This window comes from Pseudomonas sp. Eqa60 (genome assembly GCF_018326405.1).
Lineage (GTDB): Bacteria > Pseudomonadota > Gammaproteobacteria > Pseudomonadales > Pseudomonadaceae > Aquipseudomonas > Aquipseudomonas protegens.
The window spans coordinates 1,349,299-1,366,339 of the sequence record NZ_AP024342.1 but is presented as its reverse complement, the minus strand read 5'-3'; the positions used below and the strand labels follow the sequence as shown (position 1 = coordinate 1,366,339).

16 protein-coding genes are annotated in these 17,041 nt (G+C 63.4%); 2 read left to right on the top strand and 14 right to left on the bottom strand.

All coding sequences use genetic code 11. The annotated features are described in order from the left end of the window. Positions 1-32 precede the first annotated feature (32 nt). Entirely contained in the window at positions 33-821 is a 789-nt protein-coding gene (locus KI242_RS06025) for an OmpA family protein (protein ID WP_011059492.1), read from the top strand. Between the two features lie 112 nt (positions 822-933). Here KI242_RS06025 and KI242_RS06020 read toward each other — a convergent pair whose 3' ends face one another. The 7 genes from KI242_RS06020 to prfB all read right to left on the bottom strand — a co-directional run bounded on the left by KI242_RS06020 (position 934) and on the right by prfB (position 7,780). After that, positions 934-1,260, bottom strand: coding sequence for a hypothetical protein (locus tag KI242_RS06020; RefSeq protein ID WP_011059491.1), 327 nt, complete (start codon positions 1,258-1,260; stop codon positions 934-936). After that, on the bottom strand, positions 1,257-2,183 hold the full coding sequence (locus KI242_RS06015) for an alpha/beta hydrolase (protein WP_053156526.1): 927 nt from the start codon (positions 2,181-2,183) through the stop codon (positions 1,257-1,259). The genes KI242_RS06020 and KI242_RS06015 overlap by 4 nt, the downstream gene beginning before the upstream one ends. A 117-nt stretch (positions 2,184-2,300) precedes the next feature. Next, on the bottom strand, positions 2,301-3,578 hold the full coding sequence (locus KI242_RS06010; RefSeq protein WP_011059489.1) for a flavohemoglobin expression-modulating QEGLA motif protein: 1,278 nt from the start codon (positions 3,576-3,578) through the stop codon (positions 2,301-2,303). A 35-nt stretch (positions 3,579-3,613) separates the two neighbouring features. After that, a complete protein-coding gene (locus tag KI242_RS06005) occupies positions 3,614-4,159 on the bottom strand; it encodes a hypothetical protein (protein ID WP_212805987.1) in 546 nt (181 codons plus the stop codon). A gap of 88 nt (positions 4,160-4,247) precedes the next feature. Then, complete coding sequence (locus KI242_RS06000) at positions 4,248-4,964, bottom strand: TetR family transcriptional regulator (protein ID WP_011059487.1); 717 nt, start codon at positions 4,962-4,964, stop codon at positions 4,248-4,250. A 105-nt stretch (positions 4,965-5,069) separates the two neighbouring features. Further along, entirely contained in the window at positions 5,070-6,572 is a 1,503-nt protein-coding gene (lysS, locus tag KI242_RS05995) for a lysine--tRNA ligase (protein WP_011059486.1), read from the bottom strand. 112 nt (positions 6,573-6,684) lie between these two features. Then, positions 6,685-7,780, bottom strand: a protein-coding gene (gene prfB, locus KI242_RS05990; RefSeq protein ID WP_100255254.1) for a peptide chain release factor 2 whose coding sequence is annotated in 2 segments (ribosomal slippage) — positions 6,685-7,707 and positions 7,709-7,780 — 1,095 coding nt in all. Because the reading frame shifts where the segments join, the coding sequence is not laid out codon by codon here. Positions 7,781-7,968: 188 nt separating this feature from the next. Between prfB and KI242_RS05985 the strand changes: the two genes are divergently transcribed. Beyond that, positions 7,969-8,484 carry a hypothetical protein gene (locus KI242_RS05985; RefSeq protein WP_123473873.1) on the top strand — a complete coding sequence of 172 codons (516 nt, stop codon included), beginning with the start codon at positions 7,969-7,971 and terminating at the stop codon, positions 8,482-8,484. Between the two features lie 5 nt (positions 8,485-8,489). On the opposite strand, the gene KI242_RS05980 is transcribed toward KI242_RS05985, so the two are convergent. From KI242_RS05980 to KI242_RS05950, 7 genes are read right to left on the bottom strand one after another with little or no spacing between them, the layout of a single operon-like run. Continuing rightward, the gene (locus tag KI242_RS05980; protein ID WP_011059483.1) at positions 8,490-9,491 is read right to left on the bottom strand and encodes a PleD family two-component system response regulator; all 1,002 of its coding nucleotides are present in this window, start codon (positions 9,489-9,491) and stop codon (positions 8,490-8,492) included. Between the two features lie 48 nt (positions 9,492-9,539). Further along, positions 9,540-10,550 (bottom strand): chemotaxis response regulator protein-glutamate methylesterase, encoded by a 1,011-nt coding sequence (locus KI242_RS05975; RefSeq protein ID WP_011059482.1) that lies wholly within the window; start codon positions 10,548-10,550, stop codon positions 9,540-9,542. Next, on the bottom strand, positions 10,547-12,871 hold the full coding sequence (locus tag KI242_RS05970; protein WP_212805986.1) for a hybrid sensor histidine kinase/response regulator: 2,325 nt from the start codon (positions 12,869-12,871) through the stop codon (positions 10,547-10,549). The genes KI242_RS05975 and KI242_RS05970 overlap by 4 nt, the downstream gene beginning before the upstream one ends. Continuing rightward, a complete protein-coding gene (locus KI242_RS05965; protein ID WP_015634305.1) occupies positions 12,868-13,554 on the bottom strand; it encodes a chemotaxis protein CheW in 687 nt (228 codons plus the stop codon). The genes KI242_RS05970 and KI242_RS05965 overlap by 4 nt, the downstream gene beginning before the upstream one ends. Then, positions 13,551-14,825, bottom strand: a complete 1,275-nt coding sequence (locus KI242_RS05960; protein WP_041116174.1) for a protein-glutamate O-methyltransferase CheR — start codon at positions 14,823-14,825, stop codon at positions 13,551-13,553. Before KI242_RS05960 ends, KI242_RS05965 begins: the two co-directional genes overlap by 4 nt. Continuing rightward, positions 14,822-15,358: a chemotaxis protein CheW gene (locus KI242_RS05955; protein WP_011059478.1), complete on the bottom strand. Its 537-nt coding sequence runs from the start codon at positions 15,356-15,358 to the stop codon at positions 14,822-14,824. The genes KI242_RS05960 and KI242_RS05955 overlap by 4 nt, the downstream gene beginning before the upstream one ends. Continuing rightward, positions 15,358-16,980, bottom strand: coding sequence for a methyl-accepting chemotaxis protein (locus KI242_RS05950; protein ID WP_011059477.1), 1,623 nt, complete (start codon positions 16,978-16,980; stop codon positions 15,358-15,360). Before KI242_RS05950 ends, KI242_RS05955 begins: the two co-directional genes overlap by 1 nt. Positions 16,981-17,041 lie beyond the last annotated feature (61 nt).

The following is a 17,041-nucleotide window of genomic DNA, read 5'->3' as shown; positions in this document are numbered from 1 at the left end:
GTACTCGTATTTGATTGAAAGGACGAACCATTATGCGCAAACAATTGATGATCCCAGCCCTGTTGGCCATGAGCGTAGCCCTGGCGGCCTGCTCCACCCCGCCTAACGCCAACCTGGAAAACGCCCGCACCAACTTCTCCGCCCTGCAGGCCAACCCGCAGGCCAGCAAGGTCGCCGCCCTGGAAACCAAGGACGCCGCCGACTGGATGGACAAGGCCGACAAGGCCTACCTGAACAAGGACGACGAGAAGAAGGTCGACCAACTGGCCTACCTGACCAACCAGCGGGTTGAAGTGGCCAAGGAAACCATTGCCCTGCGCACCGCCGAAGCCAAGCTCAAGGACGCCGGCGACCAGCGCGCCCGCGCCATCCTCGATGCCCGCGACGCGCAGATCAAGCAGTTGCAGGACAGCCTCAACGCCAAGCAGACCGACCGCGGCACCCTGGTGACCTTCGGTGACGTGCTGTTCGCCACCAACAAGTCCGACCTGAAATCCAGCGGCCTGGTGAACATCAACAAGCTGGCGCAATTCCTCCAGCAGAACCCCGATCGCAAGGTGATCGTCGAAGGCTACACCGACAGCACCGGCAGCGATTCCTACAACCAGTCGCTGTCCGAGCGCCGTGCCGGCTCGGTGCAGATGGCTCTGATCCGCATGGGTATCGACCCGGCGCGCATCGTTAGCCAGGGTTATGGCAAGGAATATCCGGTGGCCGATAACGGCAGTGTTTCCGGCCGCGCCATGAACCGTCGCGTGGAAGTGACCATTTCCAACGACAACCAGCCGGTAGCACCACGTTCGTCGGTCAGCCGCAACTGATCGGGCACCCTGCCTATATAGGCAGGTAAGACAAAACGCCGCCGACCTCTTCAGGTCGGCGGCGTTTTTTTATGCCGTTATCCATGTAGGAGCCGGCTTGCCGGCGAACAGATCACTGCTCCAGTTGCGGGGTTTCCTGCCCCATGCAGCGCACGGCCTGCTTCTTCTTGTTCACCAGCACCCCGGTCAGGCCTTTCTGCTGGGTGTCGAACAGCACCAGTACACCGTCGATGCATTGGGCCACTTCATCGGCCGGTTGCAGGGAGATCTTGTAGTCCTCGCCGGGCACGGTCTTGAGCATGGTGAAGTCGCTGAGCAGCAATGCATCCTCCGGTTTGGCGAAGTGCAGGTAGCCGTAGTACCACAGGCTGCCCACGGTGACGATGATGCTGCAGATACCGGTGATGATCATGGGAATGGCGTTGCGTTCTTCACTCATTGCGGACTCTCTGGAGGTTCAACTGCTGAATTCGGGGGCGTCGGGTAATTGGGGATCTCCCCCAGGCGGCGCAACCCGTCGAAATGCTGCGGATCATCGAGGTAGCGCAGCATCACGCGGCGCCAGGTCGGATCGGCAAAGGTTTGCACATGGCCGCCGCGGGTCAGTTGCAGGACCCTGGGCGGGGGCGCAGCTTGATACACACGGATGCCATTGGAAAGGGGCACGATGGGATCGTCGATGCTGTGGTAGATCAGTTTCGGTACCCCGGTCAGGCGCGGCATCGAGTGAATCGCGCTGTCGGTGTCCGGCACCAGCCACGACAACGGCACCTGCAACGGCCAGGTCAGCCAGGAAGTGCTCAGGGCATAGCGCCCGACATCGCGATAACTGGCCGGTACGCCATCGAGGACGATGGCCTTGAGCTGGGCCTGACGTTCGGGGTGCTGTACCAGGTAGTGGATGGCCAGGGCGCCGCCCAGGCTTTGCCCCAGCACGATCAATGGCTTGCCCTGCACTTCGGGTGCCTGGTCCAGCCACTTGAACGCGGCATCCAGATCCTGATAGATCGCCGGCAGGCTCGGTGCACCTTCGGACAGGCCATAACCGCGATAGTCCACCAGCAGCACCTGATAGCCCTGCTCCGGCAGCCACCAACTACCCCCCAGGTGCCAGGCCAGATTGCCGCCGTTGCCATGCAGGTGCAGCACCGTGCCCTTGACCGCCACTCCGGGTTTGGCCGGCAGCCACCAGCCGTGCAGCTTGAGGCCATCGGCGGTGGTCAGGGTCACGTCACGGTATTCAAGCCTGGCCCGCTCAGGGGTGAAAGGCAGCCCGGGTTCGGGATAGAACAGCAACGAACTGCAGCCCTGCAGGCCCAGCAGCAGGGCAAATACCGCGCAATACTTCAGTAGCCGGCTCATCCGCAGCCCCCTGGCCTGTACCCGGATGGGCGCTGAAGGCTCTGCGGGCCTTGTCGCAGCCTGTGCCAGTGGCTACAGCTGTCTGTGGATACGTCCATGTGCGCCCCCCGGCAGAAGTCAAAGAATGTTGGAGTAGTCCGCCTCGATCCGGTCCAGGCTCAGGTGGTTGAGGAAGTTGGAGAAACACATCCAGGCCGACAGCGCGTTCATGTCGCGAAACTGTTCGGGCAGGTACTTGGGTGCCACCACCAGCCCTTCGTCCACCAGCTGGCGCAGGGTGCGCATGTCCTCGAGGGTGGTCTTGCCGCAGAACAGCAGCGGCACCTGCTCCAGCTTGCCCTTGCGCACAGCCAGCTGAATGTAGTTGTAAACCATGATGAAGCCCTTGAGGTAGGACAAGTCTTTGGTAAACGGCAGCCCCGTGGGTACCGACCCGCGGAACACCCGGCTGGCATTGCCGTAGCTCTCGGCCATCTCGAAGCCCTGCTCGCGGAAGAACTCGAACACCTGCAGGAAGTCCGCGCCCTCCTCCACCATATGGATGGCCCGGGTGCGGTTGGTCAGCTTGCGCAAGCGGCTGGGGTAAGAGGCAAAGGTGATGATCTCCATCAGGATCGCCAGCCCCTCCTGGGTCACTGTGGACGAGGGCGGGCCCTTGGCCAGGAAGGTGCAGATCGGCTGGTTGAGGCCGTTCAGGGTGGTGCCCACGTGCACCAGCCCCTCATGGACTTCCAGGGCTCGCACGTCACGGTTGTTGAACATCGCATCGCTGCGGATCTTGATGTAGTCGGCGCCCGCCGCGGCGTCGGCAACGATACCGTCGGACTCGAACACCCGGATGGTTTCCTCCGCCTCGCCGAACACCTTGTTCAGGCGGCTCTGCAGCAGGCTCACGGCATCCTTGGCACTCAGGGTCTTGGGTTCGTCCTTGAGATCGCCCCGACCGTCGATGTTGTTCAGGTAATCGGACATCATCAGCCCCAGGTCCGCCAGGGTCGGGTCGCCGGCATGGAAGGCATCGGATGCGGCGCCGTACAGCTCCTGCGAGATCAGGCCGAAGTCGCCGGTACCCCGTGCTTCGAGCATGCGCACCACCATGCGGTATTCCTTGCACATGCGGCGCATGATCTGCCCCACCGGGTTGAACTGGCCCAGTTGGCGGGTGATGTCGCGCTCGATGTTCTGGAATTCCAGCTTCACCGCACCAGAATCGAAAGACAGTGGCCGCCCCTCGTAATAGGCGCGGTCCACCGCCGGCATTTCCTTGCCCTTGGCCTTGAGAAAGCCTTTGCGGACGTTCTCGTCCCACTTCACCGCATCCAGCACGCGGATCGGTGTCTGGGCCAGCACTATGCGATCGGACAGAGTGCGTATCGTCTGCTGGTAATCGTCCACCAAAAGCTCCTATTGAATGGGTCTGTAGCGCGGGGTCACTTGCCCACGCGCTTGAAGCGCGCCGCCTCGACGAACAAGTCGGAATTGGCGGGGTCGTCAAGGTAGGCGAAGACCTCGGGCAAGGGGCTGCTGATCAGCACGCCATCGCCTTCGGCCGTGGCCATGGGCTCACCGCTCAAGGCCTTTTGACCCAGGGCCTGGCGAATCTGTTCCAGGTCCAGGGTGTAAAGCACCAGTTCGTGCCTTGCCGTCAACTCGAAGCCGGCAATGCTGTAGTGCCCGCCAAAGGCCTGGGGCACCGTCGCTGACAGGTACCAGCGGTTGCCATGCCGGGACACGGTGAAATCATAGGTGTCCCGCGGGCCCGCCGTACCGCCTGGGTAACTCGAGGCACGGTAGCGGTTGGCGCCGATCTGGCTGAGCTGGATGTTCAGCGGCTCGCCCCAGGCATTCTTGCTGGCCCACTTGCCCAGCAATTGGGCAGGCGCCGCCTGCGCAGCCGGCAGCGGCTCCTTGAAGGCCACCAGGCAACCGCTGAGCAGCAGGAACGACAGGGCAATCAGGACGCGCCAGGCTTGCATGCAACTCTCCCATGAACACCAGAATCACTGTAGCCGCTGGCGTGGGCCACGACCGCCAGGCCGCAGCCGGCAAGCCAGGCCGGGCGGCTCAGACCGAAGCCAGAACCAGATGCATGTAGCGCGTGAGGATGCCGAGCATCTCTTCTTCCACCAGCGGCTCGGCGCCGTTGAGCAGGCCCTGATATTCCATCCGGCCGATTATCGACGTCAATACCTTGGCATCCTGCTGCGGCTCCCGCGAGCCCAGTACCTGGAAAAACTGGCAAGTGCCGTGCAGCAGGATCTGCTGGTGCGAGCGCACCAGCTGCGCCAGGCGCGGGTTGAGCAAGGCTTCCTGGCGGAAGGCCTGTTCGGCCATCAAGTGTTCACGACGGGTACTCAACTGGCGCCGTACGTAATCGGCGGTCATACGCGCGATATCGTCGGCCAGTTGCGAGCGCGAGGCGGCGCTGCCGTCGCCATAGGCGACCATTTCCCGCAGCAGCCCCTCGTTGCTGGCCCACAGCTTGGCCATGAACGCCGCGCTGCGCTCCACGTACTGGGCGAAGGTATCGGTGAGCAGGTCATCGATATCCTTGAAGTAATAGGTGGTGGCCGACAAGGGCACACCGGCTTCGGCGGCCACCGCGCGATGGCGCACGGCCCGCACGCCGTCACGCACGACAATGCGCATGGCGGCATCGAGAATGTCCTGTCTACGCTGCTCACTGCCTTGGCGGCTGGCCTTGCGGCCCTGGTACTGAACACTTTCAGCCACCGCAGTGGCGATGCCAGCTGCACCTTCTTGAGCAATTGCGCGGTTCACGACAGGTATTCCCTCTTAAAAATCACACAGAATTAGAAGCGGTACGTCAGTTCCAACCAGACAATAAAAAGCCGCCTGATGAAGGCGGCTGATTATTCAGAGCACTTAAGCTTGCGGCCGCATGTGCGGGAACAGGATCACGTCGCGAATCGACGGCGAGTTGGTCAGCAACATCACCAGGCGGTCGATACCGATGCCCTCGCCGGCGGTGGGCGGCATACCGTATTCCAGGGCACGGACGAAGTCGGCGTCGTAGTGCATGGCTTCGTCATCACCGGCGTCCTTGTCCGCCACCTGGGCCATGAAGCGCTCTGCCTGGTCTTCCGCGTCGTTCAACTCGGAGTAGGCGTTGGCGATTTCGCGACCACCAATGAACAGCTCGAAACGGTCGGTGACGTTGGGGTTATCGTCGTTGCGACGGGCCAGCGGCGACACTTCGAACGGGTACTGGGTAATGAAGTGCGGCTGCTCCAGCTTGTGCTCCACCAGTTCCTCGAAAATCATCACCTGCAACTTGCCCAGGCCTTCGAAGCCCAGCACCTTGGCACCGGCCTTCTTGGCGATGGCGCGAGCCTTGTCGATGTCGTTCAGGTCATCAGCGGTCAGTTCGGGGTTGTACTTGAGGATCGAGTCGAACACCGACAGGCGCGCGAACGGCTCGCCGAAGTGGAACACCTTGTCGCCGTACGGCACGTCGGTGCTGCCCAGGACCAACTGCGCCAGTTCGCGGAACAGTTCTTCGGTCAGGTCCATGTTGTCTTCGTAGTCGGCGTAAGCCTGGTAGAACTCCAACATGGTGAATTCAGGGTTGTGACGGGTCGAAACGCCTTCGTTACGGAAGTTGCGGTTGATCTCGAACACTTTCTCGAAACCGCCAACCACCAGGCGCTTCAGATACAGCTCAGGGGCGATACGCAGGAACATTTCCATGTCCAGCGCGTTGTGGTGGGTTTCGAACGGCTTGGCCGCCGCGCCGCCAGGGATGGTCTGCAGCATCGGCGTTTCGACTTCGAGGAAGTCGCGCTTCATCAGGAAGCTGCGGATGTGGGCGATCACTTGCGAACGCACGCGGAAAGTCTGGCGTACTTCTTCGTTGACGATCAGGTCGACGTAGCGCTGACGGTAGCGCTGCTCGGTGTCGGTCAGGCCGTGGTGCTTGTCCGGCAGCGGGCGCAGCGACTTGGTCAGCAGGCGCACATTGGTCATTTCAACGTACAGGTCACCCTTGCCGGAACGGGCCAGAGTGCCTTCGGCAGCGATGATGTCGCCCATGTCCCAGGTCTTGACGGAGGCCAGGGTTTCTTCGGACAGGGTTTTACGGTTGACGTAGACCTGAATGCGACCGGTCATGTCCTGGATCACCATGAACGAGCCACGGTTGAGCATGATGCGACCGGCAACCTTGACCGGGATTGCAGCCTCTGCGAGCTCTTCCTTGGTCTTGTCCGCGTATTTCTTCTGCAGATCTTCGCAGTAGTTTTCGCGGCGGAAGTCGTTCGGGAAGGCATTGCCCTTGGCGCGCTCGGCAGCAAGCTTTTCCTTGCGCAGGGCGATCAGGGAGTTTTCTTCCTGTTGCAGGGCTTGCGGGTCGAGTTGTTGGTCGCTCATGTCTTTTGAAATTCCATCACAGGTTCATTGCCCCCAGGCCTTCGGCCTGGAGATCGCCGGCAAGCCGGCTCCTACGGGATCGCACCGTGTCAGCCGATCCCGTATTGCAGTATTACAAGCCCGATTTCAGGCTGGCTTCCAGGTATTCGTCGATGTCGCCGTCGAGTACCTTGTCGCAGTCGCTGCGTTCGATGTTGGTGCGCAGATCCTTGATCCGCGACGCATCGAGCACGTAGGAGCGGATCTGGTGACCCCAGCCGATGTCCGACTTGGTGTCTTCCAGCGCTTGCGACGCGGCGTTGCGCTTCTGCATTTCCTGCTCGTACAACTTGGCCCGCAGCATTTTCATGGCGGTGTCCTTGTTGGCGTGCTGGGAACGTTCGTTCTGGCAGCTGACCACGGTGTTGGTCGGTACGTGGGTGATACGTACGGCCGAGTCGGTGGTGTTTACGTGCTGACCACCGGCACCGGAGGAACGATAGGTGTCGATCCGCAGGTCTGCCGGGTTGATTTCGATTTCCACCTTGTCGTCGATCTCGGGCGAGACGAAAACGGCGGAAAACGAGGTGTGGCGACGGTTGCCGGAGTCGAACGGGCTCTTGCGCACCAGACGGTGCACGCCGATCTCGGTGCGCAGCCAGCCAAAGGCGTATTCGCCCTTGATGTGCACGGTCGCACCTTTGATACCGGCGACTTCACCGGCCGACAGTTCCATGATGGTCGCGTCGAAACCGCGTTTGTCGGCCCAGCGCAGGTACATGCGCAGCAGGATGTTGGCCCAGTCCTGGGCCTCGGTGCCGCCGGAGCCGGCCTGGATGTCCAGGTAGGCGTTGTTCGGGTCCATTTCGTGGCTGAACATGCGGCGGAATTCGAGCTTGGCGAGGTTTTCCTCGAGACGGGCCAGCTCGGCGACGACATCGCCCACCGCGCCTTCGTCCTCTTCCTCGACCGCCATGTCCAGCAGATCGCGGCAATCGGCCAGGCCGCCGTTCAGTTCGTCCAGGGTCTCGACGATCTGTGCCAGCGCTGCGCGCTCGCGGCCCAGTTCCTGGGCGTATTCGGGTTTGTTCCAGACACTCGGATCTTCAAGCTCGCGATTGACCTCGGTCAGACGCTCATGCTTTTGATCGTAGTCAAAGATACCCCCGAATAGTTTCGGAGCGCTCGGACAGGTCCTTGATGGTGTTCAGGATCGGGTTGATTTCCATGGGGGGCGGCACTCGTTGGCGAACTTTTGAAAGCCGGAGATTATAACGGAATCACTGATTCACGGCAGCCCGCTTAGCGGCTTTAAGCGCAATTAGACCCGCTAATTTAAGCGCCAGGACCTATACAATCCGAGCGTGAATGCCACTTCTCGCACTCGATTGCCAGCAGAACCAGGAAACAGGCCGCCATGGAGAGAACCCTCAGCGACTCGCAAATCCGCTACATCAAGGCCCGCGAGCGTCGCAATCTCAGGGGAGCACAGGCATTCATATGCCTGTTCCTGAGCCTGTTCGTGCTGATCCTGCTGCAAGGGGTCTGGCTGTTGATCTCCCCACAACTGGCCTGCGCCCTGCTGGTGCCGTGGGCGATCTTCCTGTGGTGGTGGGTCTTGCATCGTCTGAAAGGCCAGCAAAGCGAGGTGGCAGCCCGGACCCAGTGGCTGCAAGGCCAATTTAGTGCCACCTGGGTCTCCAGCCACAGAAATGGCCACTTCAGCTACAGCTTCGGTGACTACCCCATCGCCGCCTGCTGCCGGCTGAACAACCTCTTCAACGAGAAAAGGCTCGACCTGCACACCCGATACAGGATCGAAGCCGCCCTTCTCACCTGCTCGCAAACCGCAAGCCACAGCTACTACCTGTTCAGCGACACCCTAGCGCCCGTCCCTCGGGGCCCGGCGACCGACGAGCAGCCTGGAAGCTGAGGCGGTTACTCGATCCCGACCTGGTTGCGGCCGTTGTTCTTGGCCAGGTACAGCCCCTTGTCCGCCGCCGAAATCAACTGCCGGCAATGGCTGTTGGGCTGCGGCGTTACGGTGGAAAGACCGATGCTGATGGTCAGGCTCGCGCCCTCCACCGGCGCGATATGGGGGATTTTCAAGGCTTCCACGGTCTGGCGCAGCTTCTCGGCCACCAGTCGCGCCCCGCCCGGCGAGGTATTGGGCAGCACTAGCACGAACTCTTCGCCACCGTAGCGGGCCGGCAGGTCGGAAGGCCGGCTGCTGGCCTCGCGAATCGCCGTGGCCACCTTGCGCAGGGCTTCGTCGCCCTCCAGGTGGCCGAAGGTGTCGTTGTAGGTCTTGAAGTAGTCGACGTCGATCATCAACAGCGACAGCTGGCTCTGTTCGCGCATCGCCCGCCGCCACTCCAGCTCCAGGTACTCATCGAAATGCCGGCGGTTGGACAGCCCGGTCAGGCCGTCGGAGTTCATCAGCCGTTGCAGCACCAGGTTGGTGTCCAGTAGTTGCTGCTGGCTGACCCGCAGGGCGCGGTAGGCCGCGTCACGCTGCAACAGGGTCATGTAGGAGCGGGAGTGATAGCGAATGCGCGCCACCAGCTCGATGTTGTCCGGCAGCTTGACCAGGTAGTCGTTGGCCCCGGCGGCAAAGGCCGCGCTCTTGATCAGCGGGTCTTCCTTGGTGGAGAGAACGATGATCGGGATGTTCTGGGTCGCCGGGTGGTTGCGGTACTCGCGCACCAGGGTCAGGCCGTCCAGGCCCGGCATCACCAGGTCCTGGAGAATCACCGTGGGCTTGATGCGGATCGCCTGGGCAATGGCCTGGTGCGGATCGGCGCAGAAGTGGAAATCGATGTTTTCCTCGTTCGCCAACCCACGCCGCACCGCTTCGCCGATCATGGCCTGGTCGTCCACCAGCAACACCATGGCGGCATTTTCGTCGGTCTTGAATTCGTCGAGCTGTAAATCATTCATGGGTTGTCACCTGAATTGCTACCTGGCCAGGACAGCTGCGTTTATCAGTCATTTGGCAAATATCTCCAGCAAACGTGGAGCGATCTTGTCCAGCGGGCGAATCTCTGAGGCGGCGCCGATGGCAGCGGCCGCCTTGGGCATGCCATACACCGCACTGCTGTTCTGGTCCTGGGCGATGGTCAGATAACCCTGATCACGCATCAGCTTCAAGCCCTGGGCGCCGTCACGGCCCATGCCGGTCAGCAGCACCCCCACCGCATCGCCATTCCAGAAACTGGCAACGCTCTCGAAAAACACATCGATGGAGGGCCGGTAGATCTCGTTCACCGGCTCGGCGGTATAGGCCAGGGTGCCGTTCTTCAACAGACGGATATGATGGTTGGTGCCCGCCAGCAGGACCTTGCCGCTTTGCGGCGGCTCGCCTTCCCGAGCCAGGCGCACCTCCAGGCCGGAGGCACTGCTAAGCCATTCGGCCATGCCTGCGGCAAACACCTGATCAACGTGCTGGACCAGCACGATGGCGGCGGCAAAGTCCTTTGGCAAGCCCTTGAGCAACACTTCCAGAGCCGCCGGCCCACCCGCGGAGGAGCCAATGGCCACCAGGCTCTGGCGTGGCGCACCGCTGCGCAGTGGCTGGGGCGCGGAACGCACCCGGCTGCCGCGCTGGCCGATCAGCCAGCCGATATTGAGGATCTTGCGCAACAGTGGCGCCGCCGCTTCCTGGGCATTGCCCGCGCCCAGGGCCGGAGTGTCCACCACATCCAGCGCGCCGTGGCCCATGGCTTCGAACACCCGGTGCACATTCTGCTGGCGATCGACGGTGACGATCACGATGGCGCACGGCGACTCGGCCATGATCCGCCGCGTGGCCTCGACCCCATCCATCACCGGCATGATCAGGTCCATGAGAATCAGGTCCGGGGTCAGTTCGGCACAGTACTTCACCGCTTCCGCACCATTGGTGGCGACCCACACCACCTCGTGGCTGGGGTCGAAGGCCAGGGCACGGCGCAGGGCCTCCACGGCCATGGGCATGTCATTGACTATCGCTATCTTCATGCCCGCGCTCCTCCAATCAGTTCCACCACTGCATCCAGCAGGGCGTCGTCATGGAAACTGGCTTTGGCTAGATAATAGTCGGCACCGGCATCCAGTCCACGGCGCCGGTCTTCCTCACGGTCCTTGTAGGACACCACCATCACCGGCAGGGACTGCAGGCGATTGTCACGACGCAGGAGTGTGACCAATTCAATTCCATCCATTCGCGGCATGTCGATGTCGGTGATCAACAGGTCGAAGCTTTCCGAACGCAAGGCATTCCAGCCATCCATGCCATCCACTGCCACCGCCACGTCGTAACCGCGGTTGATCAGCAGCTTGCGTTGCAATTCACGCACCGTCAGCGAATCGTCCACCACCAGAATACGCTTGCGCGCGGCCTGTGCGTGCTGCTGATGGTTGCGCGCAATGCGCTCCAGACGCCCGGTATTGAGCAGTTTGTCCACCGAGCGCAGCATGTCCTCGACATCCACGATCAGCGCCACCCGGCCGTCATCGAGCAGGGCTCCGGCGGAGATGTCCTGAATCTTGCCCAGGCGGTCGTCCAGCGGCAGCACTACCAGGGTGCGCTCGCCGATGAAACGCTCCACGGCGATCCCGTACACCGCATCGCGCTCGCGGATCACCACCACTTTCAGAGTTGGCGCGCTTTCCTGGGTTGCCGGCCGCTGCAGCAACTGGCTGGCGGCGACCAGGCCGACATGCCGGCCTTCGTGCCAGAAATGCTGGCGCCCTTCCACCTGGACGATGGTCTCGGGCTCCAGGTCGCACATGCGTTCGATATGGGCCAGCGGGAAGGCGTAGGCCTCGTCGCCGACCTCCACCACCAGGCTGCGTACCACCGACAGGGTCAGCGGCACCTCCAGGTGGAAACGGCTGCCCTGGCCAGTGTCCTGTTCCAGCACCACCGCCCCGCGCAGCTGACGCACCATGTGCTGCACCGCATCCAGGCCGACGCCGCGACCGGAGACCTCGGTGACCTTGTCCCGCAGGCTGAAGCCCGGCAGGAACAGGAAGGTCAGCAACTCTTCCTCACTGAGCTGGGCCGCGGTCTGCGCCGGCGACAACTGGCGCTCGACAATACTCTGGCGCAAACGCTCCAGATCGACCCCATTGCCGTCGTCACTGAGTTCCAGCACCAGCAGACCGGCCTGGTGGGATGCCCGCAGGCGAATCACCCCTTCCGCCGGCTTGCCCGCCAGCAGGCGCTGCTCCGGCAGTTCGATGCCGTGATCGACAGCGTTGCGCAGCAAATGGGTCAGCGGCGCTTCGAGTTTCTCCAGCACATCGCGGTCGACCTGGGTCTTCTCCCCCTCGATCTCCAGGCGTACCTGCTTGCCCAGGCTGCGACCCAGGTCGCGAACCATGCGCACCTGGCCGGTGAGTACGTCGGCAAAGGGCCGCATGCGGCAGGCCAGCGCGGTGTCGTAGAGCACCTGGGCGCGCTGGCTGGCCTGCCAGCCGAATTCGTCGAGCTCGGCGGTTTTCTCCGCCAGCAACTGCTGGGATTCGGCCAGCAGGCGCCGCGCATCCGCCAGGGCCTCCTGAGCCTCCAGGCTCAAGGCATGTTCCTTGAGGTGCAGGTTGAGGTTTTCCAGGGCGGTCAGGCTGTTGCTCTGGATCCGTCGCAGGCGCTGCAAGGTGGCCAGGTAGGGCTTGAGCCGCTGGGTTTCCACCAGGGATTTGCTCGACAGGTCCAGCAGGCTGTTGAGACGTTCGGCCGTGACCCGCAGCACCCGCTCGCCGCCTTCGGTCATGCGCTTGCCCGGGCGAGCGGGCTCATGGGCGGGTTCGCTGGCAGCCAGCAGCACGGGCTCGGCCTCGGGCTCGCCCAGGAACGCTCCATGGGCTTGCACCGGGGCTTGCGGTTGTGCGATTGGCAGCTCCGGTACTGGCGGTTCCGGCATTTGCGCCGCCGGCATCGCGGCCCCTGGGGTCAACAGGCGCTCCATCAGGGCCACGTACAACGGGATGTCCGCGGCGACCAGCTCCGCACCGCCCGGGGTGGCGATGCGCATCAGCAGGTCGGTGCCCTGCAGCAGGGCGTCGATATGCTCGGGCTGCAGGTACAGCCGCCCTTCCTGGGCGCTCACCAGGCAGTCTTCCATCACGTGGGCAACGCTGACCCCGGCATCGACCCCGACAATCCGCGCCGCGCCCTTGAGGGAATGGGCTGCGCGCATGCAGGCTTCCAGCTGGTCGGCCTGGGTCGGGTTGCGCTCCAGGGCCAGCAGCCCGGTGCTGAGCACCTGGGTCTGGGCTTCGGCTTCCAGGCTGAACAGCTCCAGCAGCGAGGCGTCGCGCATCTGATCGGGGGTCATGTCAGGCTCCGGGTCACGGCCGCGAGCAATTGCTCTTCGTCCAGCAGGCGCAGGCTGCGCCCCTGCCATTGCAACACGCCACGGGTGTACTTGGCATTGGCCTGCTCGCCGGAGGCCGAGGCGCCGTTGAGGATGCGCTCGTCGATGGCGTGGATGCCGTGCACTTCGTCCACCGGCACCACCACCGGGCCTCCGGCGGCGCCGATGATCAGCATGCGCGGCATCACCCGTCCTCCTGCCGGCGCGGCCGGGGAAGGATCCAGCCCCAGAAGCTCGGTCAGCGACAGGCAGGCCACCAGCGCCCCGCGGACATTGGCCACCCCCAGCAGGGCGCGCGAGCGCTGGTGCGGCAAGGAATGAATCGCCTGCTGCGGTGCCACTTCCAGCAGGCAGCGGGTCGGCAGGCCCAGCCACTCTTCGCCGAGGCGGAACATCAGCAGCGAGCGAGTGACCACATCGCTGTCGGCCTCCAGCACCACCGAATGCTCGCGGTCCTCCTGGCGCAACGAATAGCGGTCCAGCAGGCGGGTGGCGGCGGCCGAATACACCGAGCAGTTGCGGCAATGAATGTGCTCGGCCAGCAACGGGCAGGACTTGTCGCCATGGATACCGATGCGGTTCCAGCAATCATCGATGGCCTGCGCATCTTCACGGGTGACGTCCAATGAATAGGGATGGCTCATCGTTTCAACTCACTGTCGGCAGAGCGAACGCTGCGGGCCGCGCGCTCCTGCAATCGTTGGGCCCCGGCCACATCACCCTGGGAAGCCAGCAGCGCGCCCAGGTGCGCCAGGGCTTCGGGGTGCTGGGGCGCCAGGTACAGGGCCTTGCGGTAGTAACCCTGGGCTTCCATGGCGTTGCCGGCCACATCACTGAGCAGGCCCAGCCAGTAGAACACCTGGGCCACCGGCTCGTGCTGCTGCAAATAACGCTCGCAGGCGGCACGGGCCTCGGCGCTCTTGCCCTCGTTGGCCAGGGCGGCAATGGTGGCCAGCAGGCTGGCGGCATCGCTTTCCATCAGCGCGCCGTCGCTCAACGGCGCCGCTACCGGGCGCCTGGCGAACGGCCGTGGGCGCGGCGCCGGGGGCACCACGCTGCGCACGGGAACCGGCAGCGGCAAGGGTTGCGGCAGCACCACCGGGGCCGGCTCGGGCTCATGGTGGCGGCTGAAGGCGAAGGACTGCGGGATGCCGATGGAGCGCATGCCCAGGCGGCCCAGGAGGCTGCCTTCGGCGGGGCCGATGAACAGCACGCCCTCTTCATGGGTCAGGCGCTTGAGCACCTCGAACACCTGGCGCTGGGTCGGCTGGTCAAAATAGATCAGCAGGTTGCGGCAGAACACGAAATCGAAGGCCGGTTCACTGGCCAGCAAGCCCGGATCCAGGACATTGCCCACCTGCAACCGCACCTGCTCACGAACCCGCTCGCTCAGGCGATAACGCTCGCCTTCTTCAGGGTTGAAATGCCGCTCGCGAAACTCGATGGGCTGGCCACGAAAGGAATTCTTGCCGTACAGCGCAGCCTTGGCCCGCTCCACCGACAACGGGCTGACGTCCAGGCCGTCGACCTTGAACTGATGCGGCGCCAGGCCGCCATCGAGCAGGGCCATGGCGATGGAATAGGGCTCCTCGCCGGTGGAGCACGGCAGGCTCAACAGGCGCAGGGCCCGCATGCCCTTGATCTGCGCCAGCCGCGCCTTGGCCAGCTTGACCAGGGTAGCGAAGGATTCCGGATAGCGGAAAAACCAGGTTTCAGGAACGATCACCGCTTCGATCAGGGCCTGCTGCTCATCCCGCGAGCCTTGCAGTTTCTGCCAGTACTCATCGCTGCTGCGGGCATACAGGGCATTGCAGCGCTGGCGTACCGCGCGCTCGATGATCGCCGGCCCCACGGAGGCGACATCCAGGCCGATACGTTCCTTGAGGAAATCGAAAAATCGTTGCTCCTCGCTCATCGAGGCTCCTCAAGCGATGCCGGATCCAGGGGCACGGCGGGAAACAGCAGCTCACGCACCTTGAGGGGCAGCAGGTCGTCGACCCGCACCCATTGCAGCAGGCCCTGGGCGTCTTCGCGCACCGGCCCCAGGTATGGCGCCTGGCGGTTGTCCAGGCCATAGGGCTGGAACTGCGCCGGGTCGCAGCGCAGGGTGTCGTTGGCCTGCTCCAGCAACAGCCCGAGAATCCGCGCCGGCTGCCCGGCATCGCCACGGTAGTGCACCAGCACCAGCCGGGTACTGGTGCGCAACTGCGCCGGGCGGCCGAAGGTCAGCTCGCACAGGTCGATGACTGGCACCACCACGCCGCGATAGGCAAACACCCCGGCCACCCAGGACGGCGCCTGTGCAATGGGCTTGAGCTGCAGGCGCGGCAACACCTCCACCACATCCACGGCCTGCAGCGCATAGCGCTCCTGGCCGATGCGGAACACCAGGAACAGAGCATTCCTGGCACCAGTTGCGCCGTTGCGCTTGTGCGCGAGCTCATCCATCAGACTTTGAAACGCGAAACGCCGCTGCGCAGCCCCACCGCCACCTGGCTCAGCTCGTCAATGGCAAAGCTGGCCTGGCGCAGGGACTCGACGGTCTGGCTGCTGGCATCCCCCAGTTGCACCAGGGCATGGTTGATCTGCTCGGCACCCGTGGCCTGGGCCTGCATGCCCTCATTGACCATCAACACCCGCGGAGCCAAGGCCTGGACCTGATGGATGATCTGCGACAGCTGTTCACCCACCTGCTGCACCTCGGCCATGCCGCGGCGCACCTCCTCGGAAAACTTGTCCATGCCCATGACCCCCGCCGACACCGCCGACTGGATCTCACGGACCATCTGCTCGATGTCATAGGTGGCCACTGCGGTCTGATCCGCCAGGCGCCGCACTTCAGTGGCGACCACGGCAAAACCACGGCCGTACTCGCCGGCCTTCTCGGCCTCGATGGCGGCGTTGAGCGACAGCAGGTTGGTCTGGTCGGCGACCTTGACGATGGTCACCACCACCTGGTTGATGTTGCCGGCCTTTTCGTTGAGGATCGCCAGCTTGGCGTTCACCAGGTCTGCCGCGCCCATCACCGAGTGCATGGTGTCTTCCATGCGCGCCAGGCCCTGCTGGCCGGAGCCGGCAAGCACCGAGGCCTGGTCGGCGGCGCTGGACACTTCGGTCATGGTGCGCACCAGATCCCGGGAGGTCGCGGCGATCTCCCGCGAGGTGGCGCCGATTTCCGTGGTGGTGGCGGCCGTCTCGGTGGCGGTGGCCTGTTGCTGCTTGGAGGTGGCGGCGATCTCGGTCACCGAGGTGGTGACCTGCACCGAGGAGCGCTGGGCCTGGGACACCAGGGCGGTGAGCTCGGTCATCATGTCGTTGAAGCCGGTTTCCACGGCGCCGAACTCGTCCTTGCGGTCCAGGTTCAGGCGGCCGCTCAGGTCACCGGTGCGCATGATTTCCAGAATGCTCACGATGCGGTTCATCGGCGCCATGATTGCGCGCATCAGCAGCAGGCCGCAGAGCCCGGCCGCCAGCACCGCCAGCAGCAACGACACGCCCATGCTGACCTTGGCCGCGGCCACTGCATCGTCGATGGCGGCGGTGGCGGAGTCGGCCACGGCCTTGTTTTCGCTGATGATGTCGTTGAGTTTCATCCGCCCGGCGGTCCAGGCCGGGGTCAGTTGCTCATTGAACAGGCGGATTGCCTCGGCCTCCTGGCGACGCTGGTGCAGATCGAGCACGGCGGCCTGGATGCGGTTGAACTCTTGAAGATCCTTCTCGAAGGCATCGAACTCGCTCTGGTCCTCGCGGCTGTTGATGGTCTGCTTGTAATTGGTCATCTGGGTCTGCAGGCGTTCTTCGAAGGCCTTGAAGTCCGCCTTGTCCTCGGCGCTGATGTCCTGATTCTGCTTGAGGCCGATGATTTCCTGGGTCTGCAGGTAGGTGTCGACCCAGGCGCTGCGGATCATCGAACTGAAATAGACCCCGGGCACCGCGTCATTGCGCATGCGCTCTTCACCGGATTCGATCTTCAACAGCCGCGAATACGAGACGACGACCATCAACAGCATGATGGCGATAATCACCGCAAAGCTCGCCAAAATGCGTTGGCGCAACGTCCAGTTCTTCACAGTCAGTCCTCGAGGCCATTCAAAAATGTGGGGAGTATAGCCGAGGACGATGCAGGTTTTA

Bases quoted from the DNA above. Each gene is read 5' to 3' on its own strand.
- KI242_RS06025 (WP_011059492.1), top strand. From the start codon at position 33: ATGCGCAAACAATTGATGATCCCAGCCCTGTTGGCCATGAGCGTAGCC.
- KI242_RS06020 (WP_011059491.1), bottom strand. From the start codon at position 1,260: ATGAGTGAAGAACGCAACGCCATTCCCATGATCATCACCGGTATCTGC.
- KI242_RS06015 (WP_053156526.1), bottom strand. From the start codon at position 2,183: ATGAGCCGGCTACTGAAGTATTGCGCGGTATTTGCCCTGCTGCTGGGC.
- KI242_RS06005 (WP_212805987.1), bottom strand. From the start codon at position 4,159: ATGCAAGCCTGGCGCGTCCTGATTGCCCTGTCGTTCCTGCTGCTCAGC.
- lysS (WP_011059486.1), bottom strand. From the start codon at position 6,572: ATGAGCGACCAACAACTCGACCCGCAAGCCCTGCAACAGGAAGAAAAC.
- KI242_RS05985 (WP_123473873.1), top strand. From the start codon at position 7,969: ATGGAGAGAACCCTCAGCGACTCGCAAATCCGCTACATCAAGGCCCGC.
- KI242_RS05980 (WP_011059483.1), bottom strand. From the start codon at position 9,491: ATGAATGATTTACAGCTCGACGAATTCAAGACCGACGAAAATGCCGCC.
- KI242_RS05975 (WP_011059482.1), bottom strand. From the start codon at position 10,550: ATGAAGATAGCGATAGTCAATGACATGCCCATGGCCGTGGAGGCCCTG.
- KI242_RS05970 (WP_212805986.1), bottom strand. From the start codon at position 12,871: ATGACCCCCGATCAGATGCGCGACGCCTCGCTGCTGGAGCTGTTCAGC.
- KI242_RS05965 (WP_015634305.1), bottom strand. From the start codon at position 13,554: ATGAGCCATCCCTATTCATTGGACGTCACCCGTGAAGATGCGCAGGCC.
- KI242_RS05960 (WP_041116174.1), bottom strand. From the start codon at position 14,825: ATGAGCGAGGAGCAACGATTTTTCGATTTCCTCAAGGAACGTATCGGC.
- KI242_RS05955 (WP_011059478.1), bottom strand. From the start codon at position 15,358: ATGGATGAGCTCGCGCACAAGCGCAACGGCGCAACTGGTGCCAGGAAT.